The organism is Pseudomonas sp. 2hn, from assembly GCF_019646095.1.
GTDB classification, from domain to species: domain Bacteria; phylum Pseudomonadota; class Gammaproteobacteria; order Pseudomonadales; family Pseudomonadaceae; genus Aquipseudomonas; species Aquipseudomonas peradeniyensis.
The window spans coordinates 400,012-417,516 of sequence record NZ_CP081016.1; the positions used below are offsets into that span (position 1 = coordinate 400,012).

Genomic DNA, 17,505 nt, shown 5'->3' on the forward strand with positions numbered 1-17,505 from the left:
AGGTCCCTGCTAAATCAATTAGTCATGCGCAGTTCCATGAGAGCTGCCTACCGCCGCCTGAACCCACTCAAGCCCAGGCCGGCTGATAGGCCCAGCCCCACCCAGGCCAGCACATCCCACATCCCATCCCCGAGCAGTGCGGCAAAAAGCCCGGCCGCACTGAGCACGGCGATCAACGCCGGCCAGGCGAAGATCCAGCGGGTGCTTTGCGACTTGTGGCTCATGCCCGCCCCTCCCGCGGTTTGCGTTGCTTGCCCCACCACAGGTACAGGCCGCTGCCCAGCACGATGATGGTCAGCACATCGAGCAAGGCCCAGAGGATCTGCATCGGCCGGCCGCCGTAGTCGCCGAAGTGCAGGGGCTGCGACAGGCCCATGGCGTCCATGTACCACGGGCGCTCGCCAACGGCGGTCACCTCCAGGGTGCGCGCGTCGATCAGGATCGGCGTGAACAGGTGCGAGGTCAGGTTCGTGGCGCCATTCATGAACACCGCGTAGTGGTGCTCGCTGGAGAAGCGCGTGCCGGGGAAGGCGATGAAGTCCGGGCGCATGCCGGGCGCGGCCTGTTCGGCGATCTTCAGCAACTGCGTGGCTGGAGCGCGCTCGGTGAGCGGCGGGGCGTCGCGGTAGGGCGCCACCATCGCCGCCAGGCTGTCGTTGCGCCAGGCGGCGATCACCAGGTCGGACAGGGCGCTGATCACCCCGGTGACGCCGACCACCAGGGCCCAGGTCAGGGTGACCACGCCGATCAGGTTGTGCAGGTCCAGCCAGCGCAAGCGCCGCGACTTGTCGTGGCGGACCGTGGCGAAGCGCAGGCGACGCATGAACGGCGCGTAGAGCACGGTGCCGGAGACGATGGCGACAATGAACAGCACCCCCATGAACGCCAGCAGCAGTTTGCCGGGCAGCCCGGCGAACATGTCCACGTGCAGGCGCAGCATCAGCATCATGAAACCGCCGTTGGCCGCCGGCATGGCCACGGCCTCGCCGGTGCGGGCGTCGAGCATGAAGGTGTGCGAATCGTCGGGGTGGGTGCCGGCGGTGGCGGCCATGATCGCCACCACGCCGTTGGGCTCGTCTTCTTCGTAGCCGAAGTACTGCATCACCTCGCCGGGACGGTGCTGTTCGGCCTTGAGCACCAGCTGCTGCAGGTCCAGGTGCGGGGTGTCGGCGGGCATCTCGCGCAGCTCTGGCGCATCGCCGAGCAGGTGCTCCAGCTCGTGGTGGAAGATCAGCGGCAGGCCGGTGAGGGCGAGCAGCAGCAGGAACAGCGTACAGACGAGGCTGCTCCAGGTGTGGATCGCTGACCAGCGGCGGATGGTTTGGCTTTTCATCACGGCTCCTTACGCCATCGCGGGGCAAGCCCGCTCCCACGCCGTTCTGTCTCGGCGTGGGAGCGGGCTTGCCCCGCGATGGGTGTTTACCACTTGTAGGTGGCGCTGGCGACGACGCTGCGCTGGTCGCCGTAGTAGCAGTAGTAGCCGTCGCAGGTCGAGAGGTAGTCCTTGTTCAGCAGGTTGCTGGCGTTGATCGCCACCGATGCGCCCTTGAGGCTGTTGTCCAGGCGGCCCAGGTCGTAGTGCACGGCGGCGTCGAACACCGTGTAGGCCTTGCTCTTGCCGAGCCAGGTGTTGGCTTCGTCACCGTAGCGGTTGCCGGTGTAGCGTGCGCCCAGGCCAATGCCGAAGCCGTCAAGCACACCGGTATGCCAGGTGTAGTCGGTCCACAGGGAGGCCTGCTGGTTGGGCATCTGTTGCAGGCGGTTGCCTTTGTACGGCCCTTTCTGGACTTCGGACTTGGCCAGGGTATAGGCGGCGATCACCTTCAGGTTGTCGGTGACGTCGGAGACAGCCTCAAGCTCCAGGCCATGGACTTTCACTTCACCGGTCTGGCTGGTGACCGGCGTGCCACCGATGTTGTTGGTGACCTGGACGTTCTTCTGGGTCAGGTCGTACACCGCGGCAGAGAGCAGGGTGTTGGAGCCCGGTGGCTGGTACTTGATGCCCAGCTCCCATTGCTCGCCTTCGGTCGGCTTGAACGTCTTTTCCGGGTCCGCGTCCGCGCTGCTGGCCGGCTGGAAGGATTCTGCATAGGACAGGTAGGGCACCAGGCCGGAGTCGAAGACGTAGCTGATCGCCGCGTTGCCACTGAACTTGCTGTCGCGCTGGGTGTTGGTGGCATCACCCTTGTTGAAGAACTTGGTGCCGGTGTGGACCCAGTCCTGTCGCCCGCCCAGGGTCAGGCGCCAGTTGTCGAGTGCCATCTGGTCCTGGATATAGAGGCCGGTCTGCACCGTCTTCTGGTTGTAATCGTAATAGGCCGATGAGCGAGGGGGGCGGGTGATCGGCAGACCATGGGCCGGGTTGTTGACGTCGATCGGCGGCACGTCGAAACCATAGATCGCCAGGTAGTCGTGATTGGTGCGCTGGTGATCCAGGCCAATCAACACGGTATGGCTGACGGCACCGGTGGCGAAGTCGGCCTGGAAGTTGTTGTCGACCGCGAACTGGCCGATGTTTTCCTCGGTGTTGGTGGACATGCGGTTGGCAATGCCGTCATCGGTGACCGGGGGGAAGTCTTTGTTGTAGCTGCTTACCGTAATGGTCTGGAACGAAAGCTCCGACTTGGTGTAGCGCACGTTCTGGCGGAACTGCCAGACATCGTTGAAACGATGTTCGAAGGCATAGCCCAGCGCGTAATAGGTGCGGTCGTAGTAGTCGTAATCCGGGTCACCCAGGTTCTTGTGGCGGGAGACCTTGCCGAACGGCATGTCGATCTTGGTGCCTTGGATCGGGTAGAACTGGCTGGTGGCACCGGTGTCGTCGCGGGTGAACTGGCTGAGGAAGGTCAGCGAGGTGTCTTCGTCGATGTTCCAGGTCAGGCTCGGGGCGATGTTGTAGCGCTTGTTATCGATATGGTCGATCTGCGTGCCGCTGTCGCGCACCACGCCGCTGACGCCATAGAGGAACTGGCCCTGCTCATCGAGCTTGCCGGTGCTGGCGAAATTGATCTGGCGGTGGTTGTCGCTGCCGTACTGCAGTTGGATCTCGTGGCTGCTCTCGGCCTGGGGGCGGCGGCTGACCATGTCCAGCAGACCGCCGGGCGGGGTTTGGCCATATACCGACGAGGCTGGGCCACGCAGCAGCGCAAGGCGGTCGAGGTTCCAGGTTTCGGCTTTCGGGTTGGCATACACGCCGCGGGGCAGGGGCAGGCCGTCGAGGAACTGGGTCGGCTCGAAGCCGCGCACGCGCATCCAGTCATAGCGGGTGTCGCTGCCGAAACTGGCCGAGACGATGCCCGGCATGTACTTCACCGCGTCGTCCAGGCTTTGCACGCCGCGGTCGCTCATCTGCTGGCGGGTGGCGACGGAAATGGAGCGAGGGACCTCGACCAGCGCGGTGTCGGTCTTGGTGCCGGCGGCGGTGCGCTTGGCGGTGTAGCCTTCCACCGGGCCCCAGGCACTTTCGTAGCTGCTGTTGGCATTGATGTTGGTTTCCGGCAGCGCCAGGGTGCCTTCGCTCACCGCCACCAGGCTGTAGCTGCCGGCGCTGCTCTGCTGCAGCTGCAGGCCGGTACCGCGCAGGGCGGCCTGCAGGGCGCCGACCGCATCGTACTGGCCACTGACCGGCGCCGAGTTGCGCCCGCTGACCAGTGCCGGATCCAGCGCCAGGGCGATCCCGGCCTGGCTGGCGATCTGGTTCAGGGTGCTGGCCAGCGGCGCGCTGGGCAGGTCGTAGGCACGCGGGGCGGCCTGTTCGGCGGCGAACAGGGTGGTGCTGACCAACGGGGCGGCCAGGCCGATGGCCAGGGCCATCAGGCTGGGGCGAAGCAAAGCATCAACGGCACGGGACATGCAGCGGCTCCTCGACGAAATAGTGCTGACTGCTTCCTTGCCGAGCGAGATTGGGAAAGTGACAGGGTCTTTTGAAAAAAATCTGACAGGGTTGGCACGAGCGGCGCTCAGGGCTGAATCGCCTTGGCTTCTTCGCGGGTAAACCCGCTCCCACAGGGAATGCACCAAACCTGTGGGAGCGGGTTTACCCGCGAAGGGCGGCACGCGACGCTTATCTGGCGGTAACGGTGACCCACCACGGCGTATGCCGCTCGATCTTCACCGGCAGCGCCGGCTGCAGCGAGGCCAGGGCCAGGTCGGTGTCGGTCAGCGGGAAGCTGCCGCTCACGCGCAGGTCGGCGACTTCGTCGCTGACACCCAGGTGGCCGCTGCGGTACTGTCCGAGCGCTGCCACCAGGTCGGCCAGGCGCACGTTGTCCACCACCAGCATGCCGCGGGTCCAGGCATCGCTGCCGACCGCCACGGAGCCGACCCGGCCCAGGCCGTCGGCGCTCATCAGCACCTGCTGGCCTTCGCGCAGCACCTGTTCGTCGCCACTGTTCTGCGGCTTGGCGGCCACCGAGGCCTGCAGCACCTCCAGGCGCGTGCCGGCCTCCTCACGCTTGACCAGGAAGCGCGTGCCCAGCGGGCGCAGGCGGCCATCCTCGGTGCGCACCAGCAGCGGACGGCTGTCCTTGTGGCCGGTCTCCACCGAGATCTCGCCACGATGCAGCACGATCAGCCGCTGCTCGCCGCGGAAGTCGATATCCACCGCGCTCTGGCTGTTCAGGCTCAGCAAGGTGCCGTCCTCAAGGCGCAGGGTGCGCAGCTCGCCGGTGCCGGTGCGCTGGTCGGCCAGCCAGTAGGTTGGTGACAGGGTCGGCGCTGCGGCCCAGGCGAGCAGCCCGCCGAGCAGCAGCATGCCGGCCAGGCCGCCAAGGCGCTGGCGCAGCCCGGCCCGTGACTGCAGCAGGGTGTGGCGTACCGGGCCGGCGGCGGCGCCGACGCGCTGGTCGAGCATGCCCAGTTGCAGCCAGGCGCGGGCGTGCTCCTCGTGGGCGGCGTGCCAGCGCATGAATTCGTTGCGTTCGTCCGGGGTACCGCTACCTTCGTCCAGGCACAGCTTCCAGGCAATGGCCGCCTCCAGTACCTGGCTGGAGACCGGGGCGTGGTTCATGTCGGCTCTCCGTAAAGGGCGACATAGCACTGGCGCAGGCCCTGGGCGAGGTATTGGCGCACGCGCGACACCGACACTCCGAGGCGCTCGGCGATTTCGGCGTGGCCCAGGCCGTCCAGGCGGTTGTACAGGAAGGCCGTACGGGCCTTGCTCGACAGCTTGCCCAGCAGCCGGTCGATGGCCTTGAGGTCCTCGAGGATCAGGTGCTGCTGCTCGGGCGACGGGTGTTCGGCCTCGGGCAGCAGGGCCAGTTCCGCGAGGTAGGCCTGCTCGAGGGCGGCGCGGCGGAAGTGGTCGAACAACAGGCCCTTGGCCACGGCGACCAGGAACGCGCGGGGTTCGCGGGGGGCGTCCAGGCGCTCGCGACCGAGCAGGCGCACGAAGGTGTCCTGGCTCAGGTCCTCGGCGCGCTGACGGCAGGCGGTGCTGCGCTGCAACCAGGCCAGCAGCCAGGTGCGATGGTCGCGATACAGCGCTCCGACCAGCTCGGCATGTGGACTGTGCGCAGGCGTCAAGAAGCGATCCCCGGGGAAGAATGCGTTAACTAACGATAATTATTCGCGATTGTGGCAGAGGCGGGGGTGGTGGCGCAATTGACGCTTATCGGATTGCCAGCATGATGATCTGGCTCGCACCTGCCACTGTAGGAGCGGCCTTGTGCCGCGAAAGGGTCGCAAAGCGGCCCCGGCGGTCTAAGCGCTCACCGGGAGAGGGGCTGCTGCGCAGCCCATTCGCGGCACGAGGCCGCTCCTACAGGGGCGATGTATGGGTCAGAGGCCGTGACTCTGGACTTTACGCCGTCGCCACTGGCGCACCCGCTGCTCCAGCTGCAACGGGCTGTCCAGTTGCTGGCGCCGGGCCTGGCTGAACAGGATCAGCGCCAGCTCCGCGGTCACCTGGGCATCGGCGCTGGCATGGTGGCGAGCCTGGACTTCGAGGCCGAAGCGGGCGATCCAGTCATCCAGGCCGGCTTCGCGCAACACGGTGTCGGGGTTGAGCATCGGCGCCAGTTCCGCCACATCGAGGAACGGATGCTGCAGGCGCAGGCCCAGGCTGTCCTTCACCGCCCGGGCCAGCATGCGCTGGTCGAACGGGGCGTGGAACGCCAGTACCGGGCTGTCGCCAATGAAGTCCATCAGGTCGAGCAGCGCCTCGGCCGGGTCGCAGCCTGCGGCCAGGGCGCTGGGGCCCAGGCCGTGGATCAGCACGCTGGCATTGGTCTTCTGCGAGGGCCGGTGCAGGGTGCGTTCGAACGGGCGACCCAGGGCGATGGCGCCGTCCTCGATGGCCACTGCGCCGATCGACAGCACCTGGTCGCGGTTGAGGTTCAGGCCGCTGGTTTCCAGGTCCAGCACCACCCAGCGCTGTTCACGCAACGAGCACACGCCCAGCGGCGCCGGCCCTGGCAGCATGGCCAGGCGCCGACGCAGCGGGGCGTCGAGTTCGGGGGCGGCGGGGCGCCACCAGGCGAACAGGTTCATAGCTGGTACCGCAGGGCCAGGCTGCTTTGCAGGCGCTGGGCCTGACGCAGGGACTCGCGCAGGATGCGCCGGTCCAGGTGGTTGAGGCTGTCCGGGTCGAGCCGGTTGGAGTAGGGCTGGTTCTCGCGGGTCTGGCGCTGGTGCTGCTGCATGCGGGTCTGCTGGATGAAGTGGTAGGCCTCTTCATAGGCGGCGCCGTCGAGCGGGTCGATGATGCCCTTGGCGATCAGCTGGCGCAGGCGCTCCAGGGTGTTGCAGGCGCTGATGCCGTGGGCCAGGGCCAGCAGCCTGGCGCCATCGACGAACGGAGTCAGGCCCTGCACCTTGAGGTCGAGGGTGGCGGCCTTGTCGTCCCCCTGGCGGGTCAGCACGAACTCGCGCAGGCGCCCGACCGGTGGCCGTTGGCGCAGCGCGTTGTCGGCCAGCATGCGCTGGAAGATGCGGTTGTCGGCGACCTGCTCCAGCAGTCCCTGGCGCAGCTGTTCGCAGCCTTGCTCGTCGCCCCAGACCACGCGCAGGTCGAAGTAGATGCTCGAACCCAGCAGGTTCTCTGGGCTCGCCTCGCGCACGAAGCCGGCGAAGCGTCGTGCCCATTCGCTGCGCGACAGGCACAGCTCGGGGTTGCCGGCCATCACATTGCCCTTGCACAGGGTGAAGCCGCACTGGGCCAGGTTGTGGTTGACCTGTTGGGCCAGCGGCAGCAGCCGGGCGCGGATGGCCTCGGCCTCGACGGCGTCGCGGGCCTCGAAGAGGATGCCGTTGTCCTGGTCGGTGTGCAGCGTCTGCTCGCGGCGGCCTTCGCTGCCGAAGCACAGCCAGCTGAATGGCACGCCCGGGTCGCCGCGTTCGGCGATGGCCAGCTCGATCACCCGGCACACGGTATGGTCGTTGAGCAGGGTGATGATCTGGGTGATCTGGGTCGAGGACGCGCCGTGGGCGAGCATGCGCTCGACCAGCTGGCCGATCTCGCCGCGCAGTGACACCAGGCTGTCCAGGCGTGGCGCATGGCGGATGGTGCGGGCCAGGTGCACCAGGTCGACGCGCTGCAGGGAGAACAGGTCGCGTTCGGAGATCACCCCGCACAGGCGCTGGTTGTCCACCAGGCAGACGTGGGCGATGTGCCGCTCGGTCATGGCCATGGCGGCATCGAAGGCGCTAGCCTGGGGGCTGAGGTGGAACGGCCGGGCGGTCATGTAGCGTTCGATCGGCGCGGTCAGCTCGGCACTGGCGTCGGCCACCACCTGGCGCAGGTCGCGCAGGGTGAAGATGCCGAGGGGATGGCGTTGGCCATCGACGATGATGATGCTGCCGACCTGCTGCTCGTGCATCAGCCCCACCGCCTCGCGCAGCGGCGTGTCCGGCGCGCACACCACCGGATGGCGCAGCGCCAGTTCGCCCAGCGGGGTGTTCAGCGAGTACTGGGTGCCCAGGGTTTCCACGGCGCGCTGGCGCACCTGCTGGTTGACCTGGTCGAGCAGGCTGCTGACCCCGCGCAGGGCGAAGTCGCGGAACACCTCGGACATGGAGAACACGCGAATGAACGCGGCCTTGTCCAGTTGCAGGCAGAAGGTGTCCTCGCCGGCCAGGTGCTCGGTGCGGGTGGCCCGCTCGCCGAGTAACGCGGCCAGCGGGAAGCATTCGCCGCTGGCGATCTCGAAGGTGGTCTCGGTGCCCGGCTTGGTGACATGGTGGCGCTCGCCGACCACGCGGCCCTGCTTGACGATGTAGAAGTGCTCGACCGGGCCGTCGGCAGGCTTGATGATGCTTTCGCCGGCCGCGTAGAAACGCAGCTGGCACTGCTCCACCAGGTAGGCCAGGTGGTTGTGTTCCATCTGGTTGAATGGCGGGAAACGCTGCAGGAATTGCAGGGTGCCCTGGATGTTTTGCAGCACTGCTGTTCTGCCCGCCTGGCTGTAGGCGTCCTTTTTGCTCATGGAACCGACCGCGATAAGTATGTCTGCATATGTAGCGCAGACCTTGTTGTTCTAGGGCTCCATGGTCGGACGACGGCTCTGCGGTGCCCATTGGACGTAAGTCTATAAGGCGAGACGAGCGTTTCGCTGCTTGTCCCGGGTGTCAAATAGCCGACGAAAGGCAGTTTGCATGCGGGGGCTTTGCGGTCTGAACTTGAATAACGGGGTTTTTTTGACGAGACGACCATGGCAGAGCATGACGACATCCTGAGCGACGCCGAGCGAGAGGCGTTGGCCGTGGTGAGTGCACCCGTCGCGCCCAAACCCGTGGTACTGGTGGTGGACGACAACCCGGTGAACAGCGAAGCGCTAAGCCTGTACCTGAAGAGCCGGGGCATCGCCTGCATGACGGCCGACGGTGCGCAGGAGGCGATGTTGAAGCTGCACTATGAGCCGCGTATCGCCCTGATGATCACCGACCTGCGCATGGAGCCCAAGGATGGCCTGGAACTGATCCGCCAGGTTCGTGAGTCGGAGCGGGCGGCGCTGTCGATCATCGTGGTGTCGGGCGACACCGATGTGAAAGAGGCGGTGGACGTGATGCACCTGGGGGTTGTGGATTTCCTGCTCAAGCCGGTGGACCTGGGGAAGCTTCTGGAGCTGGTGCGACGTGAGTTGAGAATGGATCAGGGCTGAAAACGATCGCGGGGCAAGCCCGCTCCCACGCCGGTTGGCATCTGGCGTGGGAGCGGGCTTGCCCCGCGATGCGTTGCTGGCGGCTTACAGCCCGTTGCGGGCCTTGAACTCGCGACGACGACGGTGCAGCACCGGCTCGGTGTAGCCGTTCGGCTGCTTGGCGCCTTCGACTACCAGCTCCACGGCGGCCTGGAACGCGATGTTGTCATCGAAGTTCGGCGCCATCGGGCGGTACAGGGCGTCACCGGCGTTCTGCTTGTCGACCACCGCGGCCATGCGCTTGAGGCTTTCCAGCACCTGCTCCTGGGTGACCACGCCATGGCGCAACCAGTTGGCCAGCAACTGGGCCGAGATGCGCAGGGTGGCGCGGTCTTCCATCAGACCGACATCGTTGATGTCCGGCACTTTCGAGCAACCCACGCCCTGGTCGATCCAACGCACCACGTAGCCGAGAATGCCCTGGGCATTGTTGTCCAGCTCGTTGCGGATCTCGTCGGCCGACCAGTTGGTGTCGGCGGCCAGCGGGATGGTCAGGATGTCATCGACCGAGGCCGGGGTGCGCGAAGCCAGCTCGCGCTGGCGCGCCTGCACATCGACCTTGTGGTAGTGCAGGGCATGCAGGGTGGCGGCGGTCGGTGACGGTACCCAGGCGGTGTTGGCGCCGGCCAGTGGGTGGGCGATCTTCTGCTCGAGCATGGCAGCCATCAGGTCGGGCATGGCCCACATGCCCTTGCCGATCTGCGCGCGGCCCTGCAGGCCGGTGGCCAGGCCGACGTCGACGTTGTTGTTCTCGTAGGCGCCGATCCATTTCTCGTTCTTCATGGCGCCCTTGCGCACCACGGCGCCGGCTTCCATGGAGGTGTGGATCTCGTCACCGGTGCGGTCGAGGAAGCCGGTGTTGATGAACACCACGCGCTCGGCGGCCGCCTTGATGCAGGACTTGAGGTTGACCGTGGTGCGGCGCTCCTCGTCCATGATGCCGACCTTGACGGTGTTGCGCTGCATGCCCAGCAGGTCTTCGACGCGGCTGAAGATCTCGGCGGCGAAGGCCACTTCCTCCGGGCCGTGCATCTTCGGCTTGACGATGTACACGCTGCCGCTGCGGGTGTTCTTGCGGCTGGTGTTGCCGTTGAGGTTGTGCAGGGCGATCAGGTTGGTGAACAGGCCGTCCTGGATGCCCTCGGGGATCTCGTTGCCCTGGGCGTCGAGGATCGCCGGGTTGGTCATCAGGTGACCGACGTTGCGCACGAACAGCAGCGAGCGACCGTGCAGGGTGACGCTGCCACCGTTGGGGGCGGCGTACTCGCGGTCCGGGTTCATGGTGCGGGTGAAGGTCTTGCCGCCCTTGCTGACGCTCTCGGCCAGGTCGCCTTTCATCAGGCCCAGCCAGTTGCGGTAGACGATCACCTTGTCGTCGGCGTCGACAGCGGCGACCGAGTCCTCGCAGTCCATGATGGTGGTCAGCGCCGATTCCATCAGGATGTCCTTCACGCCGGCGGCGTCGGTGCTGCCGACCGGGGTGCTGGCGTCGACCTGGATCTCGAAGTGCAGGCCGTTGTGCTTGAGCAGCACGGCGGTCGGCGCCTTGGCGTCGCCATGGAAGCCGATCAGCTGGGCGTCGTCGCGCAGGCCGCTGTTGCTGCCGCCCTTGAGGGCGACAACGAGCTTGCCGCCTTCGATGCGGTAGCCGGTGGAGTCGACGTGGGAGCCGGCGGCCAGTGGCGCGGCTTCGTCGAGGAAGGCGCGGGCGAAGGCGATGACCTTGTCGCCGCGCAGCTTGTTGTAACCCTGGCCTTTCTCGGCGCCGCCCTCATCGCTGATGACATCGGTGCCGTAGAGGGCGTCATACAGCGAACCCCAGCGAGCGTTGGCGGCGTTCAGGGCGAAGCGGGCGTTCATCACCGGCACCACCAGCTGCGGGCCGGCCATGACGGCGATTTCTTCATCGACGTTCTGGGTGGTGGCCTGGAAGTCCTCGGCCTGCGGCAGCAGGTAGCCGATTTCCCCGAGGAACGCCTTGTACGCCGCGGCGTCGTGGGGCTGGCCCTTGCGTGCCTGGTGCCAGGCGTCGATCTTCGCTTGGAGCTCGTCGCGCTTGGCGAGCAGGGCTTTGTTCTTGGGAGCGAGGTCGTTGATGATCTTCTCGGCACCGGCCCAGAACTGCTCGGCGTTGATGCCGGTCCCCGGAATGGCTTCGTTGTTGACGAAGTCGAACAGGACCTTGGCGACCTGAAGGCCACCGACTTGAACGTATCCAGTCATTGCTTGCCTCACCTCTGCTCAGCTATTTCGCTTTCGCTCTTCTGTATTAAGCCTGTAGCGCTTCTCTAAACACGGCACCAGTGCATGCCCGCGTGCTCCGGGGGCGGCTGGGTGCGGCTCGCCAGACGGGCCGGCGGGCGGTTGGCGTATTTTCACAGGCGCCTTGGCAGACATCGAAACGACGTTTTGTAGTCCGCGTCGACGCATACTACATGAAGCAGCAGGCAGGTGAACATCAGACTAAAAGCGTCGCTCTGCGACCGATTGGTCGCATGGGGTCACGCTGGGAGACGACATGTTCGCAAAAAACAGGTGGATTGTTCCAGATAAATCTTGAAACAGTACACGATTGATTGCCGTGACTGTCCTGCGGCAGGTTGCCGCGCCTTGCCTATACTGATTCGATCCCCGTATTTCGGTCGCCTGGGGCGGCCTTCGCAGACGAATGAAGGAGTGGCCCGTGGACCATCTCGTACTCACCGTGATCGCCCCGGACAAGGCCGGGCAGGTCGAGCGTATCGCCCAGTGCATCGCCGATCACAATGGCAACTGGCTGGAAAGCCGCATGTCGCGCATGGCCGGGCAGTTCGCCGGGATCCTGCGGGTGGCGGTGCCAGCGGAGAACTACGCCGAACTGGTCGAGTCGCTGCAGAAACTGGGTGACCACGGTATCCGTGTACTCATTGCCGAAAGCGGGATCGAGCCGTCCTGCACCTGGAAGCCGATCGCCATGGAACTGGTGGGCAACGACCGGCCGGGTATCGTCCGTGATATCACCCGCTTGCTGGCCGAGCAAGGGGTGAACGTCGAGCGCCTGAGCACCGAGGTGCGGCCGGCGCCGATGAGCAGCGAGCCGCTGTTCCATGCCGATGCGTTGCTGGCATTGCCGTTGACCTTGTCGTTGGACGATCTGCAGGCGCGGCTGGAGAGCCTGGCGGATGATCTGATGGTGGAGTTGCGGTTGCGGCCGGAGGAGTGATTTAGGAACGCCGGGGCTGCTTTGCAGCCCTTTCGCGGCACAAGGCCGCTCCTACAAGGGAACGCGATCAACTGTAGGAGCGGCCTTGTGCCGCGAACGGGGTGCGCAGCGCCCCTCGGTGGTTATCCCTATTTATCGGGGGAGACCCTGTGGATAACCTGGGGGCGCTCCCCGCCAGCCCAACAATCACGAGGCCTGGCGAGATTTGAGCAAAAAACGTCCACTATTCAGTAGCTTGTGCACAAACGCCGTGGACGAGGGTGTGGATAACCTTTGGAGCGCTTGCTGCAGCCCACGTCCCCCGTGGTCTGCAGCAATATGATCATTTTTTGATCAGGCGCGCTTGCGCAAACTCAGCCAGGCATCGACGCTGTAGACAGCCAGCCCTGCCCAGATAAAGGCGAACGCCATCAAGGTGCTCGACGACAGGTGTTCGTCGAACAGCAACACTGCCTGCAGCAGCACCAGGGTCGGTGCCAGGTATTGCAGGAAGCCCAGCGTGGTATAGGGCAGGTGGCGGGCAGCGGCGTTGAAGCACACCAGCGGCACCAGGGTCACCGGGCCGGCGGCGATCAGCCACAGCGCTTCGCTGCTGCTGAAGAACTCAGGGCTGGCGCTGCTGGCCGTCGGGTGCAGCAGCAACCAGCCGATGGCAATGGGCACCAGCATCCAGGTCTCGACCACCAGCCCCGGCAGCGCCGCCACCGGTGCCTGTTTGCGTATCAAGCCATAGAAGCCGAACGACAGCGCCAACGCCAGCGACACCCAGGGCAGGCTGCCGACCTGCCACACCTGCTGCGCTACGCCCAGGGCCGCGAGGGCCACCGCCAGCCATTGCAGGCGGCGCAGGCGTTCGCCGAGCAGCAGCATGCCCAGCAGCACGTTGATCAGCGGGTTGATGTAGTAGCCCAGGCTGGCCTCGAGCATGCGCCCATTGTTCACCGCCCATACGTAGGTCAGCCAGTTGCCGGCGATCAGCGCGCCGCTGAGCGCGAGGATCGCCAGGCGCCGCGGGTTGTCGCGCAGTTCGCGCCACCAGCCGGGGTGTTTCCACACCAGCAGCAGGAGCGAGCCGAACAGGGCCGACCAGAGCACGCGGTGGACGATGATCTCCACCGCCGGAACGCTCTGGATCGCTTTGAAGTACAGGGGGAACAGGCCCCAGATGATGTAGGCGCCGAGGCCCAGGAGGTACCCGCGGCGCGGGTTGGCGGCGTGCATGCAGAATCCTTGCTTAGGTAGCTAAATAAAGCGACGCCTATTGTAGACAGAGCGCGGCGTAGACCTAGAACAATTTCAACGGTTGTTCATCGAGCGCGGCGATCTGTTCGCGCAGGGCGAGTATCTGGTCGCCCCAGTAGCGCGGCTGGCCGAACCAGGGGAAGCTCGGCGGGAACGCCGGATCGTCCCAGCGCCGCGCCAGCCAGGCGCTGTAGTGCAACTGGCGCAGGGCGCGCAGTGGCTCGATCAGGGCCAGCTCACGCGGGTCGAAGTCGTGGAACTCGTTGTAGCCGTCGATCAGTTCGGCCAGTTGGCCGAGCCGCTCTTCGCGGCCGCCGGCGAGCATCATCCACAGGTCCTGGACGGCCGGGCCCATGCTGCAGTCGTCGAGGTCGACCACGTGGTAGACGTCGTCACGGTGCATCAGGTTGCCGGGGTGCAGGTCGCCGTGCAGGCGGATCAGCTGGTGCGGGGTGCGGGCGTAGATATCCTCGATCCGCTTGAGCAGGTCGCGGGCCACCGATTCATAGGCCGGCAGCAACTCGCGGGGCACGAAATTGCCGTCGAGCAAGGTCTTGAGCGAGGCGTGGCCAAAGTTGTCCACAGCCAGGGCTTCACGGTGCTCGAAGGGTTTGCTCGCACCTACCGCGTGCAGTCGCCCGAGCAGCTGCCCGAGGCGATAGAGCTGGTCGAGGTTGCCCGGCTCCGGGGCATGGCCGCCACGGCGCGGGAACAGGGTGAAGCGAAAACCCTGGTGCTCGAACAGGGAGCGGTCTTCGTGCAGCAGTGGCGCCACCACCGGCACTTCGCACTCGGCCAGCTCGCGGGTGAAGGCGTGTTCCTCGAGGATCGCCGCGTCGCTCCAGCGCCCAGGGCGATAGAACTTGGCGATCAGCGGCTGCGCGTCCTCGATGCCCACCTGGTAGACGCGGTTCTCGTAGCTGTTGAGCGCCAGCACCCGGGCGTCGCTGAGAAAACCGAGGCTTTCCACGGCGTCCAGCACGAGGTCGGGGGTGAGGGTGTCGAAGGGGTGGGACATGAAAGGCTCCGGTCGCTGGGACTGCGGCCTGCATGTTACCCCAATCCCAAGGCTGGCCCGCTCATGAGTCGATGCAGGCATGGGAGATCACCCAGCCCTTTTGGGCTGCGCGGTCGCACAGGGCGCCAGGTTGCGACCATCAACAGCGTGGGAGCGGGCTTGCCCCGCGATCCGGGCGCGTAGCGCACGGCCAGACTAGACCGGCACCCCCAGCAACACGAACGACGGATGAAACTGTACCCGCAGGGCGCTCCCCGGCTGGACCTGCTGCAGCTCCAGCCAGGCCGCCTCGGCGATGGCGCACAAGGTCTGGCCATTGCCCAGCGCCAGGCGCACTTCGCCCGGCCCGCCTTCTTCGATCAGCACCTCCTCGACCTTGGCCTTCAGGCAGTTGCTCCCAGGCTCCGGCGTCTCATCCGCGCCCAGCAACCGCACCCATCCGGCCTTGAGCAGCGCCACCACCGTCCCCCCCCACGCCAGTTCCAGCCGCTCGGTACTGCCCCGGGTGATCAAGGCCTCGATCTCCAGCCCGCCACCCAGGTCCAGGCTGACGCGGTCATGCCGGCCTTCGCGGCGCAGCCCGCTGATCCGTCCCTGCAACTGGTTGCGCGCACTGGTGCGCAGCATCAGGCGGCCGAGCAGGTCGAGGTCGCTGCTGTCCTCGGCGGATTCGAGAATCTCCGCCTGCAGCGCCTGCAGGCGCTGGTACAGGCGCAATACCCGCTCGCCTTCGGCGGACAGCCGTGCGCCACCGCCGCCGCGACCGCCGGTGCTGCGTTCCACCAGGGGCTGCGCCGCCAGGTTGTTGAGTTCGTCGATGGCGTCCCAGGCGGCTTTGTAGCTGATGCCCGCGGCCTTGGCGGCGCGGGTGATCGAGCCCTGTTCGGCGACATGCTGCAACAGGGCGATGCGCTGTGGACGACGGACGATGTGCTGGGTGAGCAGGGCAGGCAGGGACATGGGTGGGCATCGGGTGTGGTGTAGGTCCCGCGACGTTGCCGCCGTCACCGGGGCAAGTCAAGCCTGGCCCGGCCTGGGCGTGCGCGCCAGGCAGTAGATGTCGACCCGCCGGGCGCCGGCCTGGCGCAGCAGCCGGGCGATGGCCTGGGCGGTCGCCCCGGTGGTCAGCACGTCATCGACCATTGCCAGGTGCAGGCCGTCTAGCTCGCAGCCGGGGGCAAGGGCGAAGGCCTGACGCAGGTTGCGTTGCCGGGCCCGGGCGCCGAGGGCCTGCTGCGCCGGGGTATCGCGCACACGCTGGAGCAGGCCCTCGTCACAGGGCAGGCGCAGTTGCCCGGCGAGCCAGCGGGCGAGCATCGCCGCCTGGTTGAAGCCGCGCTGGCGCAGTCGACGCCTGGCCAGCGGCACCGGCAACAGGCGGTCCGGCCGTGGCAGACCTTCGTTGTAGCGGTGCGTCAGGCTGTGCCCGAGCAACTGCGCCAGCAACCGCCCCAGCGGCCACTGGCTGTTGTGCTTGAAACGGCTGACCAGGGTGTCGATGGGAAAACCGTAATGCCAGGGCGCGATCACTCGGCTGAATGCGGGAGGGCGGCGGCTGCAGCCACCGCAGAGAAGGCCGTCGATGGGTAGGGGCAACGCGCAGCGGCGGCACTGCTCGTCCAGCCATGGCAGTGCCTGTTCGCAGGCGCTGCACAAGGGATAGGGCTGCTCGGCAGGCTCGTCGCAGAGCAAACAGATCTGGTCGTTATTTGTACAGATGTAAACCAGCGGGTTCTTGATTGGTTGACAGTGCATGAGGCCTTCCGTAACTATGCGAGCTATCCGTGATGCGCTGGTGGGTTTTCCTGTCCCGGCGTCAGTCAGACCATAGATAAGGAAACGCCGATGAGCGCCAGCGCAATTGCAACCACACGTCACGACTGGTCCCTGGCCGAGGTCAAGGCCCTGTTCCAGCAGCCGTTCAACGACCTGCTGTTCCAGGCCCAGACCATGCACCGCGCGCACTTCGACCCCAATCGCGTGCAGGTTTCCACGCTGCTGTCGATCAAGACCGGCGCCTGCCCGGAAGATTGCAAATATTGTCCGCAGTCCGGCCACTACAACACCGGGCTGGAAAAACAGAAGCTGATGGAAGTGCAGAAAGTGCTGGAAGAGGCCGCCCGGGCCAAGGCCATCGGTTCGACCCGCTTCTGCATGGGCGCGGCGTGGAAGCACCCGTCGGCCAAGGACATGCCCTACGTGCTGGAGATGGTCAAAGGGGTCAAGGCCATGGGCCTGGAAACCTGCATGACCCTCGGCAAGCTCGACCAGGAGCAGACCCAGGCCCTGGCCCAGGCCGGCCTGGACTACTACAACCACAACCTCGACACCTCGCCGGAGTTCTACGGCAGCATCATCACCACCCGCACCTACAGCGAGCGCCTGCAGACCCTGGCCTATGTGCGCGATGCCGGCATGAAGATCTGCTCCGGCGGCATCCTCGGTATGGGCGAGTCTCTGGACGACCGCGCCGGCCTCTTGATCCAGCTGGCCAACCTGCCCGAGCACCCGGAATCGGTGCCGATCAACATGCTGGTCAAGGTCGCCGGCACGCCGCTGGCCGATGAAGAGGACGTCGATCCGTTCGATTTCATCCGCATGCTGGCCGTGGCCCGGATCCTCATGCCCAAGTCCCATGTGCGCCTGTCGGCCGGTCGCGAGCAGATGAACGAGCAGATGCAGGCCCTGGCGTTCATGGCCGGCGCCAACTCGATCTTCTACGGCGAGAAACTGCTGACCACCGGCAACCCGCAGGCCGACAAGGACATGCAGCTGTTTGCCCGCCTCGGTATCCAGCCGGAAGCCCGTGAGGAGCACGCTGACGAAGTGCACCAGGCCGCCATCGAGCAGGCGCTGGTCGAGCAGCGCAGCAGCGAGTTGTTCTACGACGCAGCCTCGGCCTGAGC

At 66.1% G+C, this 17,505-nt stretch carries 15 protein-coding genes; 3 read left to right on the plus strand and 12 right to left on the minus strand.

Features of this window, described 5'->3' with window-relative positions:
- Nucleotides 1–47: 47 nt before the first annotated feature.
- The 7 genes from K2O50_RS01865 to K2O50_RS01895 form a co-directional block, all read right to left on the minus strand.
- Nucleotides 48–224, minus strand: a complete 177-nt coding sequence (locus K2O50_RS01865; protein ID WP_177330815.1) for a hypothetical protein — start codon at nucleotides 222–224, stop codon at nucleotides 48–50.
- Nucleotides 221–1,333: a PepSY domain-containing protein gene (locus K2O50_RS01870; protein ID WP_050703465.1), complete on the minus strand. Its 1,113-nt coding sequence runs from the start codon at nucleotides 1,331–1,333 to the stop codon at nucleotides 221–223. Before K2O50_RS01870 ends, K2O50_RS01865 begins: the two co-directional genes overlap by 4 nt.
- A gap of 86 nt (nucleotides 1,334–1,419) precedes the next feature.
- Nucleotides 1,420–3,852, minus strand: a complete 2,433-nt coding sequence (locus tag K2O50_RS01875; protein WP_050703466.1) for a TonB-dependent siderophore receptor — start codon at nucleotides 3,850–3,852, stop codon at nucleotides 1,420–1,422.
- Between the two features lie 211 nt (nucleotides 3,853–4,063).
- Nucleotides 4,064–5,008: a FecR domain-containing protein gene (locus K2O50_RS01880; protein WP_050703467.1), complete on the minus strand. Its 945-nt coding sequence runs from the start codon at nucleotides 5,006–5,008 to the stop codon at nucleotides 4,064–4,066.
- The gene (locus K2O50_RS01885) at nucleotides 5,005–5,523 is read right to left on the minus strand and encodes an RNA polymerase sigma factor (RefSeq protein ID WP_050703468.1); all 519 of its coding nucleotides are present in this window, start codon (nucleotides 5,521–5,523) and stop codon (nucleotides 5,005–5,007) included. The genes K2O50_RS01880 and K2O50_RS01885 overlap by 4 nt, the downstream gene beginning before the upstream one ends.
- 255 nt (nucleotides 5,524–5,778) lie before the next feature.
- Nucleotides 5,779–6,489: a PolC-type DNA polymerase III gene (locus K2O50_RS01890; protein WP_050703469.1), complete on the minus strand. Its 711-nt coding sequence runs from the start codon at nucleotides 6,487–6,489 to the stop codon at nucleotides 5,779–5,781.
- Nucleotides 6,486–8,423, minus strand: a complete 1,938-nt coding sequence (locus tag K2O50_RS01895; protein WP_050703470.1) for a putative nucleotidyltransferase substrate binding domain-containing protein — start codon at nucleotides 8,421–8,423, stop codon at nucleotides 6,486–6,488. Before K2O50_RS01895 ends, K2O50_RS01890 begins: the two co-directional genes overlap by 4 nt.
- Nucleotides 8,424–8,648: 225 nt before the next feature.
- Between K2O50_RS01895 and K2O50_RS01900 the strand changes: the two genes are divergently transcribed.
- Nucleotides 8,649–9,098: a response regulator gene (locus K2O50_RS01900; protein ID WP_050703471.1), complete on the plus strand. Its 450-nt coding sequence runs from the start codon at nucleotides 8,649–8,651 to the stop codon at nucleotides 9,096–9,098.
- Nucleotides 9,099–9,182: 84 nt separating this feature from the next.
- Here the strand turns inward: K2O50_RS01900 and K2O50_RS01905 are convergent, their stop codons facing one another.
- A complete protein-coding gene (locus K2O50_RS01905) occupies nucleotides 9,183–11,360 on the minus strand; it encodes a malate synthase G (RefSeq protein WP_050703472.1) in 2,178 nt (725 codons plus the stop codon).
- A 460-nt stretch (nucleotides 11,361–11,820) separates the two neighbouring features.
- Between K2O50_RS01905 and K2O50_RS01910 the strand changes: the two genes are divergently transcribed.
- Nucleotides 11,821–12,339 (plus strand): glycine cleavage system protein R, encoded by a 519-nt coding sequence (locus tag K2O50_RS01910; RefSeq protein ID WP_050703473.1) that lies wholly within the window; start codon nucleotides 11,821–11,823, stop codon nucleotides 12,337–12,339.
- Nucleotides 12,340–12,672: 333 nt separating this feature from the next.
- Here the strand turns inward: K2O50_RS01910 and rarD are convergent, their stop codons facing one another.
- From rarD to K2O50_RS01930, 4 genes are all read right to left on the minus strand, one after another.
- Nucleotides 12,673–13,560 (minus strand): EamA family transporter RarD, encoded by an 888-nt coding sequence (gene rarD, locus K2O50_RS01915; protein ID WP_050703474.1) that lies wholly within the window; start codon nucleotides 13,558–13,560, stop codon nucleotides 12,673–12,675.
- 64 nt (nucleotides 13,561–13,624) lie between these two features.
- On the minus strand, nucleotides 13,625–14,599 hold the full coding sequence (locus tag K2O50_RS01920; protein ID WP_050703475.1) for a serine/threonine protein kinase: 975 nt from the start codon (nucleotides 14,597–14,599) through the stop codon (nucleotides 13,625–13,627).
- Nucleotides 14,600–14,794: 195 nt separating this feature from the next.
- The gene (locus tag K2O50_RS01925) at nucleotides 14,795–15,559 is read right to left on the minus strand and encodes a TOBE domain-containing protein (protein WP_050703476.1); all 765 of its coding nucleotides are present in this window, start codon (nucleotides 15,557–15,559) and stop codon (nucleotides 14,795–14,797) included.
- Nucleotides 15,560–15,616: 57 nt separating this feature from the next.
- A complete protein-coding gene (locus K2O50_RS01930; protein WP_050703477.1) occupies nucleotides 15,617–16,354 on the minus strand; it encodes a ComF family protein in 738 nt (245 codons plus the stop codon).
- A gap of 90 nt (nucleotides 16,355–16,444) precedes the next feature.
- On the opposite strand from K2O50_RS01930, the gene bioB reads away from it, so the two are divergent.
- On the plus strand, nucleotides 16,445–17,503 hold the full coding sequence (gene bioB, locus K2O50_RS01935) for a biotin synthase BioB (RefSeq protein WP_050703478.1): 1,059 nt from the start codon (nucleotides 16,445–16,447) through the stop codon (nucleotides 17,501–17,503).
- The last annotated feature ends 2 nt before the right edge of the window (nucleotides 17,504–17,505 follow it).